Source organism: Jannaschia faecimaris, assembly GCF_900107415.1.
Taxonomy (GTDB): domain Bacteria; phylum Pseudomonadota; class Alphaproteobacteria; order Rhodobacterales; family Rhodobacteraceae; genus Jannaschia; species Jannaschia faecimaris.
Window position 1 is genome coordinate 548,455 of sequence record NZ_FNPX01000001.1, and the last position, 21,264, is coordinate 569,718.

A 21,264-nucleotide genomic window follows, 5' to 3' on the forward strand; every position below is an offset into this window, starting at 1 on the left:
AAGCAGCGTAATGTATGACCGTCTCTTGGGCGCTTATCTGGTGCCGCGCCGATCGGATGCCGTTCAAGGCATCTACTCCGATCGTCCGGTCCAGTTTGGCAGCGCTTTCCTGCCTCCGGACCCGATGCTGAGGCTGAGGGGTCTCGATGATCCCGAGCCGATGGGCCGATGGTCGCTGAACGATGCGTTCACGGTCGCATTGCCGCGCCCCGACGATGTCGAAGACCTGATCTTGGAAGCGGAGTTCGGGCCCGCGTTCCTGCCGGACGGGGTGCTGCGCATGGCGGTCGTGGTAAACGGGAGGACTGTCGAGGAGGTGGTCTTTGACCCGCAGTGTCTTCACTTCAAGCTTCGCTTTCCCTTGGCTGAGCTTCCGCCGTCGCGTGACATCACCCTGACCTGCGTGATGTCCGAGCCGCGCGGCCCTACGGAGAGTGGTTTGCACGAAGACAACCGGGTTTTGGGTGTCGTGTTGCGAAATGTCGGTCTGGCAAGGGAGTTGAGCCGTACACGCCTTTACGAGGGTACCGACCACGCGTTTACCCTGCCACGGACCGGGTGGTTCACTCCGGACGTTTTGCTCTGGGCCAAGGATGAGATGGCAACGATCACCTTGCCAGCTGCGGACCTGTGTTCGAACACCTTTGCGCTGCAGATGACTCTCGATGCCGTTGCCGCGCAGAAAGATGTATCCATCAGCGTGGGAGAGCAGATGCGGACCGTCGATGTCGATGGGCCGACACAGGTTGTGTTCGAGGGAACATTTGGTGCGCCCGGTACGGATGTTCCCATTGTGTTTGGCAACTACGAACGACATCGCCCCTCCGAGATCGGGCCAAGCGCCGACACGCGCCTTCTTGGCCTCGGGCTGAGCGCCCTGACCGTGAATTACCTGATCTGCAACCGTCGACCGAGCTTCGGTGCCGAATGGCCAGCGGACGGATCGGGAAAGACGGCCGCGTCACCGGACCGGAGGTCGGTAACATGAAAACCGCTGCGAAATTTGCGAGCAGACAAATCTGCACCTCCAAGGAAATGACCACATGAAAAAAGCATTTATCACCGGCGTCACCGGCCAGGACGGCGCGTATCTCGCGCAGCTGCTGCTGGAAAAGGGCTATGAGGTCCACGGCGGGGTGCGCCGGATTTCCCATCCCGAATTGCCGCGCCTGGAAAAACTGGGCGTCGCCGACAAGGTCCACTTGCACGAATTCGACCTGTCGGACCCCTACAATATCATCCGCGCGGTCAATGCGGTGCAGCCCGACGAATTCTATAATCTCGCGGCGCAGAGCTTCGTGGGGGCTTCTTGGGATCTGCCGATCTACACGGCGGACGTTGATGCCATGGGCGTCGTGCGCATCCTGGATGCACTGCGCACCAATTCGCCAAAGACACGTTTCTACCAGGCCTCGACGTCCGAGATGTTCGGCCTCGTGCAGGAAGTGCCCCAATTGGAAACCACGCGCCTCTATCCGCGGTCGCCCTATGGCGTGGCCAAGGTATATGGCCACTACATCACGATGAACTACCGCGAGAGCTTCGGCATGCACGCCTCCTCGGGGATCCTGTTCAATCATGAGAGCCCGCTGCGGGGGAAGGAATTCGTAACCCGGAAAATCACGCTGGGCCTCGCGGCCTTGGCCCACGGTGGCACCGACCCAATCGAGTTAGGCAACATGGATGCCCGGCGCGATTGGGGCTTTGCCGGCGACTACGTCGAGGGCATGTGGCGCATGCTTCAGCAGGACGAAGCCGACGATTACGTTCTCGCCACGAACACCACCACCACCATCCGCGATTTTTTCACCTATGCCGCCGAGGCGATGTGGATGGATCTGGACTGGCGGGGCGAGGGTGAGAACGAGACGGCCATCGACCGCAAGACCGGCAAGCTGGTGATGCGGGTCAACCCCAAATTCTATCGCCCGGCCGAGGTTGATCTGTTGATCGGTGACCCCACCAAGGCAAAGAAGAAACTGGGCTGGACAGCCACTGTCGATATCCGGCAACTCGCTGAAATGATGGCTAAGTCGGACTACGATGCCCTTGCGTGAACGTTTCAGGGAAACCCGCCTAGGGCGCGTCCTCAGGGGTATGCGTCAGATACGGGGCAACATCGACGGGTTTCAGGACAATGAGATCGTCGGATGGGTCGCCCCTGCCGACGGAAGCCACCTGTCCGTCGGTGCCTATACCAGCCACGGCCTGGTGGCCCAGGCCTCGGCCAACGTGTTCCGTGGTGATTTGCTGGCGGAGGGCATCGGCCTGGGCGACTACGGTTTCTGCATTCCGCTGACCGACGCAATCCGTGACAGTGTCGCCCGCCAAGGGGGCATGGTGGAGCTTCGTACACTGGGCAAGACGGCGCGTCGCCTTGGGTCGGTTCGCCTTCCCGATCGGGTGGCGCAGAATGACGCCGCTCAGCGGGCCACTGGCACTCCTTCTGCATCGCGCGGGACCGGCACGGCCTTGGGTCAACTGATGTTCGGCGACCTGGAGGCGCTGGCCGATCTGGCCCGCGTGGCGCGCAAGCGTCCACCCACTGGCGCGCGCTCCCCTTATCGGCCACATGCGAAAATGTTCGCCGGGACCGATTACCTCAAGGGGGGATCCCTGCCGGACGTAATGTCGGCCTACGCCGAATACGTCCGCTACCGCTATAAGCTGGACACACCTTTCCCCATACATGACGATCCTGAAAACGTCGCGCATTTCCTGAATTGGTACATCGCCGGGTACGGTCCGCTGCGCCGCGGGCTTCGCACACCCTTGTCGGCCGGGATGCTCGACTTTCTGAACGCGCCCGTCGTCATCGGTGGCCAGCGGCCCAGCCTGACGCAGGTCACGTGGTCGTTCCTGATGGGTGTCAAACCGATCCTGACTGCAATGGATTTCAACAATCCCGACTGGGTGTTCTGGGCGGTGTACTGGTGGTCGATCGATCAGGCCAAGGCGATGCACTGCGAGGATTGCCTGGTGCCCGAAGCCTATATCGAGTTGTTGGCCGGAATATCGGAGGGCTGGCACGACCAGCCCTGGCCGCTGACGCAGTTCATGATCCGCATTCACGCCCAGACCGACGGGTTGTCTCAACTGGACATGGGGCGCGAAGCTGACCGGCGAGAGCTGACGCTGGCGCTGATGGCGATGGCCGCACGCCGGCCCGACTACCTGCGCTATCTGCCCGAGGCGTCGATCGCCGCGGCGCTGAAAGAAACGAACGAAGGCTGCCTTCTGGACAGATTCCTTGCGCTCCATTCCCCCGACCGGACCGACGCTGGGCTGGATGCGGCAACTTTCGCGGCGTTGCTGCGCCTGCGCGGTTTCGATCTGGAATCGCGGCGCTTTGTTACCCTGACCGATGATGGACACCGGTTCGAAGCGGCCATGTTGCCCCCGGTCGAAGAGGACGAGATGGTCGATATCCAGCTAATAGGTCCCTTCGAGAAGGCCTCGGGCCTGGGCCAGGCCACGCGCCTGTCGCAGGCCGTGCTGGCGCACACGGGCTACAGTGTGAATCCGGTCAACTTCGGCCTGGATAACCCGGCACCCGAGGGGTTTTCGAAGACGGGCAAGCTGTCGGACTGGAAGCGCACGCGCGTCAACCTGATCCACCTGAACGCGGAATCCATCCCCTTGGTCTATGCTTATGCGCCCGACGTGTTCTCGGAGGCCTACAACATCGGCTATTTCTACTGGGAACTGGACAGCCCGGCCGCCTGTCACTTCCTTGGCATGGATCTACTGGACGAGATCTGGGTGTCGACCGATTACGGCGTCGAAATCTATGGCCCCGCCAACAAGGGCCGCCCGGTCACCAACGTGGGCATGTGCTACGAGGATCTGCCGGATCTGGATCGCGCAACCAGCAGAGCCTTTGTGAAGGACCGCTTCGGCTTCGAGGATGGAGTTTTCGTCTTCTTGGTGGCCTTTGACAGCTTTTCCTTCATCCAGCGCAAGAACCCGATCGGCACGCTCAGGGCATTCGCGAAGGCGTTCGAGGGCGTGAAGAACGTGCGCCTGATCATAAAGACGCAGAACCGCACCAAGGTCACCGACCCGGTACAACAAGAGATATGGAAGACCGTCGACAAGATGGTCGAAGCTGATGATCGCATTCACGTCTTGGACGAGACACTGGTTTATGACGATCTGTTGCGCCTTAAACAGGGCAGCGACTGCTATGTCTCGCTGCACAAGTCCGAAGGCTGGGGCTTTGGCATGATCGAGGCGATGAACCTCGGCGTGCCGGTGGTGGCCACGGGCTACTCGGGGAACATGGACTTCTGCACGCCCGAGACCGCTTGGCTCGTCGACTACACCGAGGTGGAGCTGGACCCAGACGACTATATTTTCGTGCGGCCTGGTCAGAAATGGGCAGAGCCAGACGTGGACGACGCCGCCCGGCAACTCCACGCCGTCTTTTCCGACGAGGATACCCGCAAAGCCCGCGCCGAGGCCGCCCGCACCCTGGTGCGCACCGGCTTCTCCGAACAGGCCATCGCACGCCGCTATGGCGACCGGCTCAAGCAGATCCTTCCGCAGAAACCGGAGCGCGCGTCGTGACGACCAAACGCCTGATCATCCACGTCGGCTACCACAAAACCGGCAGCAGTTCGGTCCAAAAGTGGCTGCAACAACACGCCGAGATTCTGTCACCGCATTTGTATTGTTTTAACTTGGCCGATGGCGGCTCTAACACGCTGAAGTTCGCGGCGATGAATTGGCTTCGCGGTCATGCCACCAGGGACGACTTTGTCCGTCACTGTCGGACCATGGCTGCCGAGATTCATGCTTTGTCCCAGCCCGTAATCTGCATCACTGACGAAAGCCTGCTCGGGATGCCGCTGGGGTTCTCGAACGGCGATTACGCCGAGACCGAAATTTATCCCCAAGCTCGCAGCATCGTGGACGTGATCGCACAAGAATTCTCTGATTTTGATTTGACGATTGTCGCCGTTGAGCGGGATGCCGACAATTGGCTGCGCAGCGTGCACAACCAGATGTACAAGCAGGGCTGTGTGGCCGAGGATTTTGACGGCTATCTCTCCCGCTTTGAGCCTATGGTAGACTGGCCCGCCCTGCGCGGCGAGATCGAAGCCGGCCTGGCCGGGCGTGGACGTCTGCAAACGCTGGCTTTCGAGGAAGAACTCTCTCATCCGTTGGTGTCGGGCATGGGCATCGTCGGCCTTCTTGATCTGCCCCCGGAACTGCTGGCGCAGTGCCGTCTGAACCTGGAACAGGTGAACCCCTCGGTCCCGTTGCAAAGCAAGACGGTCTCGGCCGGGCCGCTGCGGGCGATGATCCTCGGGGGGTCCAACTCGATGATTGCCAAGGGTTGGGTGAACCTGATGCGGCGCGACTACGCGGCGCTGATCGTCGCCGACAATCTGTCGGTTGGGGCATGTACCACGACGATGGGCCTGTACCGTTTGCTGTCGCAGCCCAGCCGCCCGCCGGGCATGCCGGTAATCTGGGAATACGGAGTCAACGAATACAACCACATGGTCGGGGGGCAGCCCCTGTCGAGCCTGTTGCGTCACATCGAATGGCTGCTTCAGATATGCATCCGGGAGCACCGCCCCTTCCTACCCGTATTGATGCGCAACAAGTCGCAGACCGTGCTGCCGCACGACGATGTCTATGTCCATGCCGTAACCGATTTGTTCCGGCGGTACGGTTTGTCGGCTCTGGACTGCACCACGCTGCTACGCGTTATGGCGCGCGGTGATCTGGATGCAAACGCCTGGTACAGTGATAACGCCCATTATGATACGGCGACCGAACTGCCGCGGCGGGTTGCGGAAGCCGTCCTTCTGGCACTGCCCTCGGCGCAGGTACCGATCTCTCCAGCCGACCGCGCGATCCATTTCGACCCGCTGGAAATGCGCCTTGCCTTGCCAACTGACCCCCGGAGCCGTTTGGAAAACTCGATCATCAACTGCGCATACGCTGCCTTTGATGAATCCCCCGAGCTCGAGATCACCGGCCGTGTGCTGGCCGCGATCATCGCGACCTCTGGCAGCGGCCCTGACATACGGATCTCGGCGGGGGATCATACGCTGGGTTATTATGCCACGCAGGTGGCCCATGGCCCGCAGGTTCCAGCCCAGCAACTGCGGCAACTAGTGTTCGACACCGGTCAGGGCGGTTTTGCCGTGACCGGCGATAGACTCCGGCTGAGCGTGGACGAAAGCCATCAAAACCCCACCGTGCAGACGATGTATCGAAAGGGCCCGAAGCCCGAGATACTCCACGGGGGCGGTCTTGTGGCGATCCTCTGCGAGTGTTCTCGCGGCGAAGTATGAGCCACCCAATCCTCTCTGTCGGAGATCAAAGCAACTGATTACCCTCATCTATGCCCGAAACCTCAACCGTCTTCGGCGGATTCGGTCCGCGCCGCGCGAATTGCCGCAAAAGACTTTCCCTCGCAGTGCACCGACGTCGTGGGCGGCCAAGGCCTGTTCGGAACCGAAAGCCGCAACAGCCCGGAGTTCCAGCGCGTCGCTGACGGCATTGATAGCAAACAGACTTGGGTAAACCCGGTGCTTGCCCGTTGGATATCCTGCCTCGTCGGCCATCCGGCCAGAAAGAATACACATGACCAAGATTAGCCAGATGGATCGCATATTAAGCGAACAGGACCTTGTGCTGTCGTATCAGATGTTTCTGGGCCGCAATCCCTCCACCTCCGAAGTGGCGCGGATGTTGAGTCGGGGTGCCTCACTGAATCGCCTGCGCCGCGTCTTCCTGTCGTCGCCGGAATTCCGCAACGGCTATGACAAGTTGCGAGTCGCGCCGCGTGAAGAACAGGAAGCAGTTTTGATCCATATGCATATCCCCAAAACAGCCGGATCGTCTTTCAACCGAATCCTGTCGGATAATTACGAGGGCCGCTTTCGCTATGCCTTCCGTAACATGCGTGAGCTTTTGGAGATGCCAGCACCGCAGCGAGCCAAAATCGACCTGATCTTCGGCCATACGACCTATGGAGTGCATGATTTGCTGCGCCGCGAGCATCTTTATCTGTTTGTGCTGCGCGATCCTAAGGCCCGACTGTACAGTTTCTACAAGTATATCCGGAAGGCTGCGGACCACCCGCTGCATCGCCGGGTGAATGAAGAAAATCTATCTTTCGGAGCGTTCCTGGATGCTTCAACCCAGACAGACGGCAAGGGTTGGGATGTTGATAATGCCCAGATGAAGCGCATTGCAGGCGTCCTGCCGCATGAGGTCAAGACAACGAGGGATTTCCCCGAGATATTCCGTTCAGCCTGTCGGCATTGCTTCTCGCAGCAGACCGAATTTGGCTTGGTTGATGAGTTCCCAGCTTATCTGATGCGGCTCAAGGGCCGAGGGATACTGAAGGCAGCTCAGGAAACCCGACTAAACATCACCAACAGTTCCAGCACTCTTGACGAGGCATTGGACGGGCTTTCCCCCAATCAGCACGCTATCCTCGTCCAATATACAGATTGGGATCAACGTTTGTATGATATCTGTGCCGATTATCTAGGTGGTGCTTTTCCCGCCTCCTGATTAAGCTTCTGAAAGAAACGGAGTTTGCCCCCATGATCACTCCCATCCTTCTGTGCGGCGGATCCGGTACCCGTCTTTGGCCCTTGTCCCGCAAGAGCTTTCCAAAGCAATTCACCGATCTCGTGGGTGATGAGAGCCTGTTTGAGGCCTCGGCCCGGCGGTTTTCCGGGGTGGGGTTCGCCGAACCGGTCGTCATAACCGGCAATGATTTCCGCTTCATCGTCACCGAGCAGTTGGAGAGAGTTGGCATCCCACCCGCCGGTATCCTGATTGAGCCGGAGGGGCGCAACACCGCACCCGCCGCTGCCGCCGCCGCGCTGTTTGCCGCGCGCAGTGATCCCTCGGCGTTGATCCTGCTGGTGCCTTCCGATCATGCCGTACCCGATCCGGGGGCCTTCCGGGCCGCTGTCGAAGCGGGACGCGGTGCCGCTGAAAACGGTCAGATCGTCACCTTCGGCATCGCTCCGACCCGCGCCGAAACCGGCTATGGCTGGCTGGAGGCCGGGGAGGAGACCGCCCCCGGCGTCCACCGCCTGACCAAATTCATCGAAAAGCCTGATGCCGCGCGCGCCGAAATCCTGTTCGCTGACGCCAACAACCTATGGAACGCCGGCGTCTTCCTTGCATCGGCCCAGACCATAATCGCGGCCTTCAGGGATCATGCGCCAGCCATCCTCGACGCGGTTCAGGCCGCTTTGGACGCAGGCACGGTTGACTTGGGTTTTACCCGTCTGGACGAGGATCTCTGGGCCAAGGTCCCCGAGGATTCGATCGACTACGCGGTGATGGAGCGGGCCGGGAACGTGTCTGTCGTTCGCTTTGAGGGGCATTGGTCCGACTTGGGTGGTTGGGAGTCGGTCTGGCTGGAATCGCCGCGTGACGAGAACGGCAATGCAAGCACGGACCACGCGACCGCCTTCGATTGTGAAAACACGCTGCTGCGATCGGAGAGTGACGAGATCGAGTTGGTGGGCATCGGGCTCAAGAACACCGTCGCCATTGCCATGCGCGACGCGGTCATGGTCGCCGACATGTCCGAGGCCCAAAACGTCAAGAAGGCGGTCAGCGTCCTGCGCGATCGCGGTGCCAAGCAGGCGCAACACTTCCCTGTCGATCACCGCCCCTGGGGCTGGTTCGAGACGCTGGTGCTGGCCGACCGCTTCCAGGTCAAGCGCATCCACGTCCACCCCGGCGCAGCCCTGTCGCTGCAAAGCCACCACCACCGGGCCGAACACTGGATCGTTGTGTCGGGCACGGCGAAGGTGACCGTCGACGAGGAGGTGAAGCTCGTGACCGAGAACCAGTCGGTCTATATCCCGCTTGGCGCGACCCACAGGATGGAGAACCCCGGCAAGGTGCCGATGGTTCTGATCGAGGTGCAGACAGGGGCTTATCTGGGTGAAGACGACATCATCCGCTACGAAGATGTCTACGCCCGTGGCCAAGGCGCGAAGGGCTGAGCTTCTGACAATCGACCCAGTGGATCGATTATCGACGTGAACCGCCAAGGCGTAGCCTGCCACGGGTCGGAGATGGGCCGGACAAGTCGTCTGAAGATTCATCCGGCGGATCCATCATCAGCCCGTGATCGGATTGGCTTGGGGCTTGCAGCGCTTCCTATAGCCAACGCCCTATGGCGAGAACATCGACATAAAGTGTTCGACGTGTGCCCATGATGTCCCAACCATTTACGTCCACACCCAGGAGTGTTGCGCCCTGATGGGACGCCAGCCGGGCGGCGGCCGAGGCCGGGGACAGGGTGATGCGTGGTGTATCGGCAAAGGCCGCCGGGAAAGTCCAGGGAGTCGGGGCGGTGTCCGAGGTTTGAAACCGATGCGCGCAGATCTGTGTCCCGTCGGCGAATCGGATGAACGTTCCATCAGGGGACGACCCGCTTTCGAACAGGGCACCCGTCGGCAGTCCGGCACTTTGCGATACCTGACCTAGAATATCCCCCCTCACATAGCCGTCGGCGGCCCGGATCAGCCGGTCGGGGGTTGTATCCGCTGGTCCCTGGGTCACGGCGGTGCCTGTGATTGATCCGTCAACCTCCGCGCCCTGCGGAAGCGTCACGGTGCCCGTGGCACCGTCGGTGCGCAACGCTTCTGCCCAAGTGGTTCCGTCGGCGCTAACCTTGATGGAGAAGTCGTCCATCCCCGTTAGCCCCATCTCGGCGCGACCCGAGAATGCCGTCTGGTACAGTAGGCTGGCCGTCTGGTCCGAATCCGCCTTGTTGATCTTCACTTGGTGCCCCGCCCCCTCGTGGGTCAGCAGTGTCGCAGGCGCGGACACCGCCAGACGATTGATCGTATCCGCCGTCGTATTCAGGCCCAGGGTGTCCGCCGTATCCGTCGCGGCGGCAGTCCAGCCGTCGGGTGCGCCCCGCTGCACCGCCAACTGTGTTTCATCTTCGATCCAGGCGAGCCAGCCAGTGCGCGGAGTAAGGAAATGCCAGCCCCCGCCCAGTTCCGACACGGCCACTTCGCCGTCATGCCCTGCCCAGGCCTCGGTGCCGCCGGAGGCGACGATGAACCGTGCGCCCGGCTCGGCGGTTGCGGGCGGATTGGCCAACTGCCGGCTGCCGACGGCCAGTTGCACGGCCCCGTCCAGAATCCGCAACGCCTCGTTGTGGGTGACATGTTTCTGCGCCTGCGCCTGCTGGATATAAGGCATCGACAGAATGGGAGAATTTTCGGACATGGCCGGGCTCCTGGTGTTTGCGACAAGCCCCGGACTCTCAGTTCGTACGGTTAACGATCCCTTTCGATCTGGCCCCACCGCGCAAGACCGCGCTTGCCACTCGGACCTCCTGTCGCCATGAATCGTGCACCCGGTTTTCAGCGCGCGAGGATTTCCATGGCTCCCAAATTCGGCACCAGCGGACTGCGCGGCCTTGTCACCGAGCTTACGGACGAATTGGTCGGTGATCACGTATGCGCCTTTCTGACCGCCTGCCCCCACGGAGGGCAGGTTCACGTCGGGTGGGATCTGCGCGACTCCTCGCCCGCCATCGCTGAAGCCGTTATCGCTGCCGTCCGCAGCCTGGGTCTCGTGGCTGTGCGCGAAGGCGTGCTGCCGACGCCTGCGCTGGCCTTGGCGTCGATGGAGGCGGGTGCGGCCGCGGTCATGGTCACCGGGAGTCACATCCCCGCCGATCGCAACGGGCTGAAGTTCTACGTGCCCACCGGCGAGATTTCCAAGGCGGACGAAGGCGCAATCCTTGCTCAATTGGGTGCGCCCCAGCCACAGGCCACTCCGGGTGCGGTGCGTGACGGTGACGCTACATTGGCGGGCTATGCCGACCGCTATCTCCGTGCCTTCGGTGTGAACTCCCTGTCGGGCCTGCGCGTGGGTATCTATGAACACAGCTCTGTAGCGCGCGACGTGATGGGGACGGTGCTGCGTGCCCTGGGGGCCCAGACCGTGCCGCTCGCCCGCTCCGACACCTTCATTCCTGTCGATACCGAGGCCGTGGACCCCGATACCCGGACTCAACTGGCGAGCTGGGCGCGCAATCATGGTCTCGATTCCATAGTCTCGACCGATGGGGACGGGGACCGCCCGATGGTAACCGACGCGCAGGGGAATCTGGTGCTCGGGGATGTGCTGGGGCCGATCACCGCCCGCCTGCTGGGTGCGACGCTGCTTGTCACTCCGGTGTCGTCGAACACGATGGTGGACGCGATGGAGGATTTTGCAGTCACTCGCACGCGCATCGGTTCTCCGTATGTGATCGCGGCCATGGAGGCGGCGCTGGAAGTTGATCCGACCGTTTCAGTCGTTGGATACGAGGCAAACGGAGGCTTCCTGCTGGGCTTTACCGCCGACGGCCCCGTCGGCCCATTGTCCCCGCTGATGACCCGCGACAGCCTGCTGCCGATCGTCGCACCGCTGGTCGCCGCGCGCGCGAAGGACATTCCTCTGGCCCAACTGGTCGCCGCCCTGCCGGCCCGCTTCACGGCCGCAGATCGGTTGCAGGGCATCGCCCCTGAAGCCGCCGCTCCATTCTTGACTCGCCTGTCTGAAAGCGCCGGTGCGCGCGCCGCCTTCTTCATCGGCGTGGGGACGGAAAAGTCGGTCGACCGGACCGACGGTTTGCGCGTCTCCTTCGCGGACGGTGAGATTGTACATCTGCGCCCATCGGGCAACGCGCCGGAATTCCGCTGCTACGTCGAAGCCGACAGTCCGGAGGCGGCCGCAATGTTGCTTTCCGCGCATCTGGATAGGTTGCGGAGTGAGTTGGGCTGAAGTGCGTAAGCAGCGTTACCGCGTGCCACAACGTCTTGCCAAATAGCCATCAAATTCAATTGTAAAGGGATGGTGGAGCCTAGGTCTACCATATTCCTGCAGCCCACAGTCGCCGATAGTCTTTTTAATATACTGTTTTGAATGTTTTCTCTCCTTCCTTGTTGCCTGCTGATGCCTACTGTCTTACGCTGATCGGTAGGACAAACGGTGGGACAAGAGCATGGCGGGCTTGACGGTGAAGCGGGTATCTGCGCTCAGCGCGCCGGGCATGTATGGCGACGGCGGGGGCCTCTACCTAAGAGTTGGGCCATCTGGCGGTAAAAGTTGGATCCTTAGAACCTTCGTCCATGGGCGACGTAGGAGCCTGGGGCTTGGGTCTGCTTCATTGGTCGGGCTTGCGGAGGCACGGCAGGAAGCGACGAAGCTTCGCAAGGTGGCACGAGCCGGCGGAGATCCCGATACAATCCGAAAGCGTCAATCTTTTACCTTTGAAGAGGCGGCGCGAAAGGTACATGCCAACCTCGCGCCGACATGGAAGAACGCTCACCATAGTGCTGAGTGGCTCTCTTCACTTAATCGATACGCCTTCGCAAAGATTGGTTCGCGACCTATTGATACGCTAGGGGCGTCCGATGTTCTGGATGTCTTGTCACCGATCTGGACAGCTAAGCCAGAGACAGCCAAGCGGGTGCGACAACGGTTAGGCGTCATCTTCGACTGGGCAAAAGGTGCAGGCCACTATCAGGGAGACAACCCGGTAACCGGCATCAAACGCGCACTTCCCAGCGTCAAGCCACATGTCCAGCATATGTCCGCTATGGCTTGGAAAGACTTGCCCGATTTCATAATTGCTTTGGGCAAACGCGAGGGGCTCTCCGCTCTCACGCTCCAATTCCTTATCCTGACTGCCACCCGGTCAGGAGAGGCGCGAGGCGCGCGCTGGGATGAAATCGAGGGCGCGATCTGGACGGTGCCTGGCGTTCGCATGAAGAGGGGCAAGCCGCACCGCATCCCGCTTTCTCCAGAAGCCCTTGCTGTCCTGGACAAAGTGCGTGGGCTTGGAGCAGGCCTCGTCTTTCCAGCCATCACGAAGAGTGCTGACGGGGAGCGAGAGCAATCGGTAAATGTCTTCCGCGCCCTATATAAACGAATGGGCAAGGACGGCATCACGACGCATGGTTTTCGATCAAGTTTCAGAGATTGGGCGTCTGAGGCGGCGCATGCGCAGCGCGAAGTTGCGGAAGGAGCTCTCGCCCATACTGTCGGGGACGCTGTGGAGCGCGCCTATGCCCGGTCAGATCTATTTGAACGGCGGCGGGTACTGATGGACGCATGGGGGCAGTTCGCGACCGGGGGCACTGAAACTTTGGCCCGCCTTCATGAGTAATCCAGAGTTCGAATGTGCGGTCAACTTCGTTGTCGAGCAGATTAAGCTATGCGAGATCCTCGAGACGATGGGGTCTGATGGAATTGATTTTGATTACCTTTCGGCAGCCATGGATACGCCTAGTCGTAGGTTATTGGACGGGAGCTTCATAATCGCACATGAGGATGCTTATAGACTCATAATCGAAGCAGAAAATACTCGGGGAGCCTTTGATTACGCGGCAGCAATTTGTGTCAAGAATATTGAAGCCAATCGACGCATGCCTCACCCTCTACATGAATTTGCCTGTAGTGTCCTCTCGGGAAATTATCCTATCCCACCCCAAAGCCGTCGCCATCGACTGTGGGCAAAAAACTTCTTTCTCGTCTCTACGATTGAAGATGTGACTATAAAATACGGCTTCAATCCTTCTCGAAACGATGAAGCAAAGGATCAATTTTCGTCTATCGATGCAGTCAAGGTTGGAATGGAAAGGGTCGGCCAGCACATAACCTTTGATACACTAAAAAATTTATATATGCGTAAGGACTCTAGTAGCCGACACGAACTCGCCAAGTTCAGTCGGGTAGTTGAAAAAATTGGACACCAAGAGTTCTTTCTGCGGCTCCCAGGAACAGATCCTTCATCACCACCTTGGGCCGGATCTTGACCGTGTGATGTTTCGAAAATGAGAATACACACGATTTAGGTCACTAAAAACTGCACCTCTGCGCCATACCGCAAAGGAGGGCGCATCGATGCGACTAATGACAGACACCGACGTAGCCCAGATGTTGGGGATCCACCGCTCTACCGTATGGCGCTGGGCGAAAGATGGCCGGTTGCCCGCGCCAATCCGACCGCTTCGAGCACGCATCGCCCGATGGCGCGTCGAGGAGATAGAAGCCGCCATTCTCGCTCATACCGAGCAATAAACAACCCAATCGAACAATCGACGACGGCGCGCACCCATGTTCTGCAACTCTGACTTGATACTCAAGGACCTCGCACCCGTCCGCACCGCGGGAATTGAATCTCGCTCGGGCTTGTCGCGACGCGGCATGGCGATTGGCCGGACCAGAAGCGGTGCCACGCGGCGAAAAAGCAGACCAAGCGTCGTCTACGAGGGCCTCTTCCATCGGAGCATTCTACATCTACAGCGACGGAAGCTGCCAACGGGCGAGGCTACGACGCTGATACACGCAGCGAACGCGTTGAACATGTACTCCATAATCGACGCCCTCCAGATCGCGCAGGACAACGCAAAGGCGTTCAGCATGCTCTCCGGCCGGCCTGACCTTCGATGGTGCCGATCTGGGGGCCCACTTCGCTGTTTCGAGGTCAAGGCACCCGGCAATAAGCCGACCGCCGATCAACTGGCCTTCCGCGACGGCATCAAGGCCGTAGGCGGCCTCTGGGCCTCTATCGACGAGATCGACGCCATTGAGGCGCAATTCAGGACACGGGGTTATGCGTTATGAAACACGGATCGGACTGGTACAAGCGATATCCCAATGACCATTTGGGCGGGATCCAAGGCCTTTCAGTCAAAGAGCACGCCGTCTACTCGATCGTCCTCGACTTGATCTATTCGCACGGCGGGTCGGTCAACGATGACCCCGGATGGATCTCCGGATGGATCAAGGATCTCGGACCATCAGCGACAAGAAACACCATCAATTCGCTGGTTGCCCGCGGCAAACTGGATCGCGAAGGCGACCAACTAACGCAGAAACGCGCCACAATTGAAGCGAAAACGAAAGAAGATCTGAGTGAAACCCGACAGGGGGCAGGAAAAAAAGGTGGCATTTCTAGTGGGGTTTCGCGGCAAGAATCACAGAAAAACAGATATTTAAGTGAAGCATATGCTTGCCCTAGAGAAGAGGAGAGAAGAGGAGGGAAGAGGAAAGGAGAGGAGAGAAGAGGAGAAGTTGATGATGATGATGATGGTGGACGCGTTCACGCGCGCGAGGCCGATCAATCACCAGATTTTCGCGAACGCTTGCTCGTCGCCATTGGAGCGGATCCAGTATCGGGAATGATCGGGCCGACCGGAAAACGCTTCGGCACCGGCCACGAAATGGCCAGAGCCCAAAAGTGGCGCGACAACTTTGGATTTACTGAAGACGAAATCGTTCAGGAAATCGCGATCATCACCGAGGCGCGCGACGCCAACGGCACAGGCCCGCCCGGATCATGGGCCTACTACGAATCCGCACTGACCCGCCTCAAGACCGAGCGCGCGATAGCGGCCATGGACACCTCCCCCGACACCCCGCAAGGAACGCCCCGTGCAAACCGATCAAACTCCCGCCCGCTTGCCGACAACCGAGAGTTCCACCGTGCCCACGCCGAGTATGAGCGCCGCCTCGCTGCGGGTGAAATCGACCGAGGCCCTGACCCAAGTGATCCGTGGGCAAGGATCAGCGAATGAAGCCGCTAGGCGTCGCGCATGTTAAAACGTGTGCGAGTCAGCGATGCCATCGATGCCGGACTCTTGCGTATCAGCCAGTGGCTTGCCTTCGAGGCCTAAGACGCCGCGCCCAAGAAGCGAGGCCCTTACTAACCTCGCGCGAAAAATAATATTTCAGAGTGCCCATTACCGAATGGGCGCGGCAAACCCATGCCAGATGCAAAAAAAGGACAAGTTTTCGACCTGAAAAAGCATAGCATCTAACTTGGCACAGGGGTTCCTTCTTGGTGGCTTATCCGTTCTCCCACGGTGACCCGGGCTCGATGAATGCGGTCTTGGCTCCGACAGCTTTGATCCAGTTCCGGACGGCTTCGGCAATGAACTCCGGGCCGTTGTCGGATCGTATGTAGGCGGGAACACCGCGCAGGATGAACAAGTCTGTCAGCGCGTCGATGACTTCGGTCGAGTTCAGCTTCCGTTTCACCCGGATCGCCAGACATTCCCGGCTGTGGTCGTCAAGGATATTCAGGGCCCGGAATGCCTTCCCGTCATCTGTCCTGTGATGCACGAAGTCATATGACCAGACATGGTTCCGATACTCTGGTCGGAGCCGAACACATGACCCGTCATTGAGCCAGAGCCGCGCTTTCTTCGATTGTTTCATTGGAACCTTCAGCCCTCTCGTCGCCAGAGCCGTTCGACGCGTTTGTCGTTCACCTGCCAACCTGCATCCCTCAGCAGAGCGGCGATCCGGCGATAGCCATAGCGTCCATACTGGCGTGTCAGCTCGATCATGTCGGCCACCAGGCGCGCCTCATCCGCACGTCCCACTGGCAACCGTCTCTGAGTGGATCGGTGTTGGCCCAAAACCCGGCACACCCGTCGCTCAGACAATCGCATTGAGCTGCGAATGTGATCGATGCAGGCCCGACGACGAGAAGGGCTCAGAAGTTTCCCCGTGCAGCTTCCGACAGGATGAGCTTGTCGAGCGTCAAATCAGACACTGCTCTGCGCAACCGATCATGCTCCTTCTGAAGCCGTTTGAGTTCCTTCAGTTGGCCCGCCCCCATGCCTCCGTATTGCTTGCGCCAGCGATAAAAAGTCTGCTCTGTAATCTGCAATTGGCGGATTGCATCGATACGCGGCATTCCCTGACCGCACAGCATCTCAACCTGCCGCAACTTACTGACAATCTCTTCCGGCTTGTGTCGTTTGATTCCCATCCTTGATCCTCCGTTTCCTAACTATAGGGGCGGACCACTTCAGTGGGGGAGGCTCAACCTCTCAGGCACCGTGATCAAGACCCGGATCGAAAAGAAGGCGACGAACATCTCGGTTTTGGCCGCGATCGGCGTGCGCCGTGATGGCCAGAAAGTCCTGCTTGCCATCAGGAATATGGGCGGAGAGAGCACGGCTGCCTGGCGACAGTTTCTCGATGACCTCGATGCGCGTGACCTCAAGCGCCCTGAATTCGCTATTGTGGATGGCGCGCCCGGGCTGGAGGCGGCTCTGGTCGCGCTGTGGGGCGATGATCTCCCCATCCAGCGCTGCACGGTTCACAAGCATCGCAACCTTCTCGCGCATGCCCCAGAGCATGTGCAGGACGAGCTCACTGAAGATTACCGCGACATGATCTACGCCGACACGGCCGACGAAGTAGAGCAGAAGCGTAAGGCCTTCCTGCGCAAATGGCACCTCAAGTGCCGCGCTGTGGCTGATAGCCTTGGCTCTTTGGAAAGTACGGCCGAAGCCGTGCCATCTGAGCTTCGCTCAGCCAATACAAGTCGCTCATGCCGTGCCTCCAAAGTTCGGGAGCTCGAATCAGGCAGCCTCGGGAACTGCAACCAAATCAATGGGTCCTGAACACCTAGTAATCAGATGGATGCAGGGTTTGGCAGCGCTTCTTCTCGGTAATAGTGTTGTAAATCAGTAACTTGCTAATCTTCTTCCTCTGCGGAGCTTACCGTTAACGTATGATTCAGAACTCTTCTTCAACTTGAGCCCGGTCCAGCATTGGAATTAATCCAAAATTTTAATGGATCTATATTATTTTGACGTACTTGCATCCGCTCGCCGCTCTTATCGAGTCCCCGCTTACAGCAGCGGAGGTCGAATACCTGACAGAAGGTATGAGCTTGACCGTAGCTTCGGATATTCCGAAGTCGATTGTATATGCGCCGAGGCGGCAGATAAGCATCAAATATTCTTCAGCCTTCGATGTTCTTCTCGCCGTGACGGCACGAGGCAATATGGTTTTGGCGGAGCGGATTGAGACCTTTTGCAGTGAGTTAGACGACGGCTGTCAGTCGATCCATTATGCGTCCGATATCTGCGAGGCGATCTCGTTCCTCTGGGAGGAAATCGGCCTCTGTTCATCAAGGGAATATATCAAGTTTCTGGACCGGCTCAGCACGATAATAAAACATCTCAGCTCTTCTGACGCGTATTAGGTCAAAACACGCCATAGTGCCCTAGACTGCTTGGATGCCTTGATCCAACTCTACGCCTGCACAAGACATAAGCAGCCATGCCCTCCGGCAGGAACGGCCGGTGTGGCATGAGCGAGGTATTCATGTGCAGTGCTCTTGCAAAAGTTCAGCCTCTTGCGGAGATCTGGCTATCCTCGACCGGAAGGAAGCTCACGATATTTGAGACCGGATCATAGGGAATCTTCGTGTGCTGCTTGGACAGACTGGATGGAACATAGCCACCCGGTGGAATCAGTTGAGACGTGTCTGTAGTCAAAGACCATGGAACTTGTCCCGGCTGGGCCAGCAATTGAAATCGCCTCGAAGCGACGCAATGCGGGACCGGGCACACGATAGCCCGATAGAAAGTGGGCATGAAGCCACGGACTTCATCTATGAGCCCAGTATCACTGCAAGTTTCGCACATGCTGCCTCCAAAACATCTTATTGTCGTCGTTTTTTTAGTGTCTTGATGGTAAAGTGTTAAAAAGTCTTTAATCTATGAGACAATTGTTGCGTCTGCGGAAAGTGGCTTGTGACTATTCGTTTCGGGCATCGGCCGGCTGAGGCCAGGTTTTGTTAGGCAGGGGCGCTTGGCTGTCCCAGATCAGGGGGCTGAACACGATCTCGATTGCTGAGGTACAGGTCTCCAGCAAAGCCTCCGAAGGCCCTGGCGCGTTCAGGCCAAGATCGATTCGAAGGAGTTCACGAGAACTGCTCGTCACGTCGACATACTCCAGGGTCAAGCCGCCAGTCTGACTGAACTGGACAGAGTTGATATCGAAGACCACGCCGCCACGGTTGTAGAACCTCAGCACATCTCCCTCGCTCGCATCGAAGTCTGTGATCATGGTTTCGGTCGATGTTCGGCTGAATTCGAACACGTCGGCACCGCCGCCACCGGAAATCGTGTCGTTCCCCGCGCCACCGATGATAACGTCGTTGCCTGATCCTCCGAAGGTCAACTCGTCACCATCCGAAGCCCAAATAATGTCGCCCCATTCACCGCCGTCGAGATAGTCAACATCAAACTTGGATCGTAGTGTGTCATTCTCTTCGCGACCCTATAGGAAGTCGTCTGCTAGGCCCGCGGAGACGAAATCATTCCCAGCCCCGACGTAAATGGTGTCGCTTCCACCCCCGGCATAAATGATGTCGTCTCCAGCCCCGTCATAAATGACATCGTTTCCAGCCCCGCCATAGATGATGTCATCTCCATCTTCGCCATAAATGATGTTGCTTCCAGCCCCGGCATAAATGATGTCATCTCCAGCCCCGGCATAGATGATGTTGTTTCCATCTCCGCCATAAATGGTGTCATTTCCACCCCCGGAAAAAATAAAATTGTCTCCAGCCCCGGCATAAATGATGTCATCTCCATCTCCGCCATAAATGACGTTGTCTCCAGCCCCGGCATAAATGATATTATCTCCATCTCCGCCATAAATAGTGTCGTCTCCATCTCCGCCATAAATGGTGTCGTCTCCAGCCTCGCCATGAATGATGTCGTCGTCCGCCGTACCGACGATCTCACCGGGCCAGTCTATTCCAACAAGCGTTTGGCCTGGCTCGGTCTGTGCGGGATTCTCCTCTTCGACCTCGCGCACGATTGGATCTCTCTCGCTGTCCGGAGACTGGAATTCGATCCGAACCATTTCCCAGGGGCGCAGATCGAACTCGAGAAGCGATCCGGCCAGGTAGGATTCGGTTGAGAAGCGGATGACAGGATTTGCCGCGTCGCTGGTGAAACTGCCGTCATCGCTGTACAGATAGCTGATGATTATGGTCGACCCGTCGGCCGGCGCATAAGCGCCGAGATCTATCTGGACGCTGCCGCCGGACGCTTCGTTGTGTGAGTAGCCACCACGTTCAGCAACGAACATGGTCATGTCTGATCCATCTCCGAAGCCGTGAACGTCGAATTGATCGGTGATTTCGAAGTCGAACAGAGCTTGCATTCCGACGACGGACTCGGCGAGCCACTGGAAAGTCACGCCCCCAAAGGTCAGATCCCCCTCGTCGGTGTCGATGAGTGTCCTGTGGTCATTGCGGGAACTTCCGAAGGTCATGGGCCAGAAATTCGCGCCATCGACACCGTTGGACACGAGCTCAAAGAAAGCTTCGACAGTGGTATGTGCGTAGTGCAGCCCGTTCGCATTGCCGAGGTTTCGCTCACCGCTACTCCAGAGCGGATTGCGAGCGCTCCATTCCGTCACGTAGAAATCGAGGTCGTTTACCCCGAGGCGGTTTGCGAAGATCTGGGGAACACGATCAAGCGCGAAATTCCGTTGATTGTCGATCCCGTCAAAGCCAGCATCGAAGTAAACATGCCCAACGACACCGTCGATACTGTCCGCAGCACCGGTCCACTGCCGGATTTGATCGGCAATGAGGGTGGTTTGGGCGGCGGCATTGCCCGAGCCGGGCATCGTCGCCTCGAGCCAGCTCTCTGGTTTCTGACCGCTGATCTCGGATGCCGAATGCACGATGAAGTCGCCGGAGCCGTCAGGTTCAAGATAGACCGTGCGGTCCACTGCCGGGCTGTATTCATTCGCGCTGGCGGCGGCCTGAACAATGACGTCCAAACCCGGATACTGGGCTTCGATAAACAGCGCGAGTTGACCTGCCAGCCAGCCGTACTCACCCGCGGTCATCTGACCGCTGCCCCAGAATTCGTTCCCGATCTCGATCGTGGTGATCGAGGTGCCACTTTGCTGCGCCTCCTCGATCGAGTAATCCAGATAGCGTTGAACCCAGCCGAAGTAATCCGGATCAAGATCCGTACGTTCCCCGTAGGTGCCGTTGAGCAGGGCTTGTCCGGCCGAGTCGCTGAACGCGACCCTGGTCGGAACCACGAGCTGGACGGTCGCGCCAATGTCTGCGGCGACATCGATGAACTCGCTCAGGGGCGTGAGCTCCCGCAGCCCGCCGTTTGGGCCGACGTATTCATCGATGGTCCAATTTCCCGTCAAGAACGAAGCTTCGGTGAAGATCCCTTCCGTTACGCTGCCTCCGGGGAAGCGTAAGACATCTATCCCAAGTTCACCCAGGGTGGACGCGAGACCATCGTCGCGCCCGAACTCGAAATCATAGCTGGTGACATAGTTCGCACCGAACATGCTTTCGGATACGCTTTCTGTGGAGAAGGCTTCATTTTCTTCAATGGTGATCTGTGGCATGGCAGGTCCCTCCGTCGTGTCGACAGAAAGTTGCCCGAGGGGTTCGAC

Annotated in this window: 16 protein-coding genes and 2 pseudogenes; 14 read left to right on the forward strand and 4 right to left on the reverse strand. The window is 58.9% G+C overall.

What is annotated here, in order from left to right:
• The first annotated feature begins 10 nt into the window (after window positions 1-10).
• From BLV27_RS02675 to BLV27_RS02700, 6 genes are all read left to right on the forward strand, one after another.
• Complete coding sequence (locus BLV27_RS02675; protein WP_092641889.1) at window positions 11-988, forward strand: hypothetical protein; 978 nt, start codon at window positions 11-13, stop codon at window positions 986-988.
• A gap of 55 nt (window positions 989-1,043) precedes the next feature.
• On the forward strand, window positions 1,044-2,057 hold the full coding sequence (gene gmd / locus BLV27_RS02680; RefSeq protein ID WP_092641892.1) for a GDP-mannose 4,6-dehydratase: 1,014 nt from the start codon (window positions 1,044-1,046) through the stop codon (window positions 2,055-2,057).
• Window positions 2,058-2,097: 40 nt separating this feature from the next.
• A complete protein-coding gene (locus tag BLV27_RS02685) occupies window positions 2,098-4,569 on the forward strand; it encodes a glycosyltransferase family 4 protein (RefSeq protein WP_170831328.1) in 2,472 nt (823 codons plus the stop codon).
• The gene (locus BLV27_RS02690) at window positions 4,566-6,311 is read left to right on the forward strand and encodes a hypothetical protein (protein ID WP_092641898.1); all 1,746 of its coding nucleotides are present in this window, start codon (window positions 4,566-4,568) and stop codon (window positions 6,309-6,311) included. Before BLV27_RS02685 ends, BLV27_RS02690 begins: the two co-directional genes overlap by 4 nt.
• A 292-nt stretch (window positions 6,312-6,603) precedes the next feature.
• Window positions 6,604-7,542: a sulfotransferase family 2 domain-containing protein gene (locus BLV27_RS02695; protein ID WP_092641901.1), complete on the forward strand. Its 939-nt coding sequence runs from the start codon at window positions 6,604-6,606 to the stop codon at window positions 7,540-7,542.
• A gap of 32 nt (window positions 7,543-7,574) precedes the next feature.
• On the forward strand, window positions 7,575-9,002 hold the full coding sequence (locus BLV27_RS02700; RefSeq protein ID WP_092641904.1) for a mannose-1-phosphate guanylyltransferase/mannose-6-phosphate isomerase: 1,428 nt from the start codon (window positions 7,575-7,577) through the stop codon (window positions 9,000-9,002).
• 157 nt (window positions 9,003-9,159) lie between these two features.
• Here the strand turns inward: BLV27_RS02700 and BLV27_RS02705 are convergent, their stop codons facing one another.
• Complete coding sequence (locus BLV27_RS02705; RefSeq protein WP_092641907.1) at window positions 9,160-10,242, reverse strand: DUF2793 domain-containing protein; 1,083 nt, start codon at window positions 10,240-10,242, stop codon at window positions 9,160-9,162.
• A 156-nt stretch (window positions 10,243-10,398) separates the two neighbouring features.
• On the opposite strand from BLV27_RS02705, the gene BLV27_RS02710 reads away from it, so the two are divergent.
• From BLV27_RS02710 to BLV27_RS02730, 6 genes are all read left to right on the forward strand, one after another.
• A complete protein-coding gene (locus tag BLV27_RS02710; RefSeq protein WP_092641910.1) occupies window positions 10,399-11,790 on the forward strand; it encodes a phosphomannomutase in 1,392 nt (463 codons plus the stop codon).
• Window positions 11,791-12,010: 220 nt separating this feature from the next.
• A complete protein-coding gene (locus BLV27_RS02715) occupies window positions 12,011-13,177 on the forward strand; it encodes a tyrosine-type recombinase/integrase (protein ID WP_092641913.1) in 1,167 nt (388 codons plus the stop codon).
• A complete protein-coding gene (locus BLV27_RS18975) occupies window positions 13,170-13,826 on the forward strand; it encodes a hypothetical protein (RefSeq protein WP_139176536.1) in 657 nt (218 codons plus the stop codon). The genes BLV27_RS02715 and BLV27_RS18975 overlap by 8 nt, the downstream gene beginning before the upstream one ends.
• 97 nt (window positions 13,827-13,923) lie before the next feature.
• Window positions 13,924-14,091: a helix-turn-helix transcriptional regulator gene (locus BLV27_RS20170; protein WP_425283632.1), complete on the forward strand. Its 168-nt coding sequence runs from the start codon at window positions 13,924-13,926 to the stop codon at window positions 14,089-14,091.
• A 285-nt stretch (window positions 14,092-14,376) separates the two neighbouring features.
• On the forward strand, window positions 14,377-14,637 hold the full coding sequence (locus BLV27_RS18980) for a hypothetical protein (RefSeq protein ID WP_139176537.1): 261 nt from the start codon (window positions 14,377-14,379) through the stop codon (window positions 14,635-14,637).
• Window positions 14,634-15,590 carry a DUF1376 domain-containing protein gene (locus BLV27_RS02730; protein ID WP_092641922.1) on the forward strand — a complete coding sequence of 319 codons (957 nt, stop codon included), beginning with the start codon at window positions 14,634-14,636 and terminating at the stop codon, window positions 15,588-15,590. Before BLV27_RS18980 ends, BLV27_RS02730 begins: the two co-directional genes overlap by 4 nt.
• A gap of 274 nt (window positions 15,591-15,864) precedes the next feature.
• On the opposite strand, the pseudogene BLV27_RS02735 reads toward BLV27_RS02730, so the two are convergent.
• A pseudogene (locus tag BLV27_RS02735) lies at window positions 15,865-16,792 on the reverse strand (IS3 family transposase); the annotation flags it as partial.
• 49 nt (window positions 16,793-16,841) lie between these two features.
• On the opposite strand from BLV27_RS02735, the pseudogene BLV27_RS02740 reads away from it, so the two are divergent.
• Window positions 16,842-17,360 (forward strand): annotated as a pseudogene (locus BLV27_RS02740) (transposase); the annotation flags it as partial.
• Between the two features lie 338 nt (window positions 17,361-17,698).
• A complete protein-coding gene (locus BLV27_RS02745; RefSeq protein ID WP_139176538.1) occupies window positions 17,699-18,019 on the forward strand; it encodes a hypothetical protein in 321 nt (106 codons plus the stop codon).
• A 557-nt stretch (window positions 18,020-18,576) separates the two neighbouring features.
• Here the strand turns inward: BLV27_RS02745 and BLV27_RS02750 are convergent.
• On the reverse strand, window positions 18,577-19,002 hold the full coding sequence (locus BLV27_RS02750) for a hypothetical protein (RefSeq protein ID WP_170831329.1): 426 nt from the start codon (window positions 19,000-19,002) through the stop codon (window positions 18,577-18,579).
• Window positions 19,003-19,101: 99 nt separating this feature from the next.
• Window positions 19,102-21,216 carry a calcium-binding protein gene (locus BLV27_RS02755; RefSeq protein ID WP_092641932.1) on the reverse strand — a complete coding sequence of 705 codons (2,115 nt, stop codon included), beginning with the start codon at window positions 21,214-21,216 and terminating at the stop codon, window positions 19,102-19,104.
• Window positions 21,217-21,264: the final 48 nt, after the last annotated feature.

Excerpts from the sequence above, each read along its gene's own strand:
- BLV27_RS02675 (WP_092641889.1), top strand. The coding sequence starts at position 11 with ATGTATGACCGTCTCTTGGGCGCTTATCTGGTGCCGCGCCGATCGGAT.
- gmd (WP_092641892.1), top strand. The coding sequence starts at position 1,044 with ATGAAAAAAGCATTTATCACCGGCGTCACCGGCCAGGACGGCGCGTAT.
- BLV27_RS02685 (WP_170831328.1), top strand. The coding sequence starts at position 2,098 with ATGCGTCAGATACGGGGCAACATCGACGGGTTTCAGGACAATGAGATC.
- BLV27_RS02695 (WP_092641901.1), top strand. The coding sequence starts at position 6,604 with ATGACCAAGATTAGCCAGATGGATCGCATATTAAGCGAACAGGACCTT.
- BLV27_RS02700 (WP_092641904.1), top strand. The coding sequence starts at position 7,575 with ATGATCACTCCCATCCTTCTGTGCGGCGGATCCGGTACCCGTCTTTGG.
- BLV27_RS02705 (WP_092641907.1), bottom strand. The coding sequence starts at position 10,242 with ATGTCCGAAAATTCTCCCATTCTGTCGATGCCTTATATCCAGCAGGCG.
- BLV27_RS02710 (WP_092641910.1), top strand. The coding sequence starts at position 10,399 with ATGGCTCCCAAATTCGGCACCAGCGGACTGCGCGGCCTTGTCACCGAG.
- BLV27_RS02715 (WP_092641913.1), top strand. The coding sequence starts at position 12,011 with ATGGCGGGCTTGACGGTGAAGCGGGTATCTGCGCTCAGCGCGCCGGGC.
- BLV27_RS18975 (WP_139176536.1), top strand. The coding sequence starts at position 13,170 with ATGAGTAATCCAGAGTTCGAATGTGCGGTCAACTTCGTTGTCGAGCAG.
- BLV27_RS20170 (WP_425283632.1), top strand. The coding sequence starts at position 13,924 with ATGACAGACACCGACGTAGCCCAGATGTTGGGGATCCACCGCTCTACC.
- BLV27_RS18980 (WP_139176537.1), top strand. The coding sequence starts at position 14,377 with ATGTACTCCATAATCGACGCCCTCCAGATCGCGCAGGACAACGCAAAG.
- BLV27_RS02730 (WP_092641922.1), top strand. The coding sequence starts at position 14,634 with ATGAAACACGGATCGGACTGGTACAAGCGATATCCCAATGACCATTTG.
- BLV27_RS02745 (WP_139176538.1), top strand. The coding sequence starts at position 17,699 with ATGAGCTTGACCGTAGCTTCGGATATTCCGAAGTCGATTGTATATGCG.
- BLV27_RS02755 (WP_092641932.1), bottom strand. The coding sequence starts at position 21,216 with ATGCCACAGATCACCATTGAAGAAAATGAAGCCTTCTCCACAGAAAGC.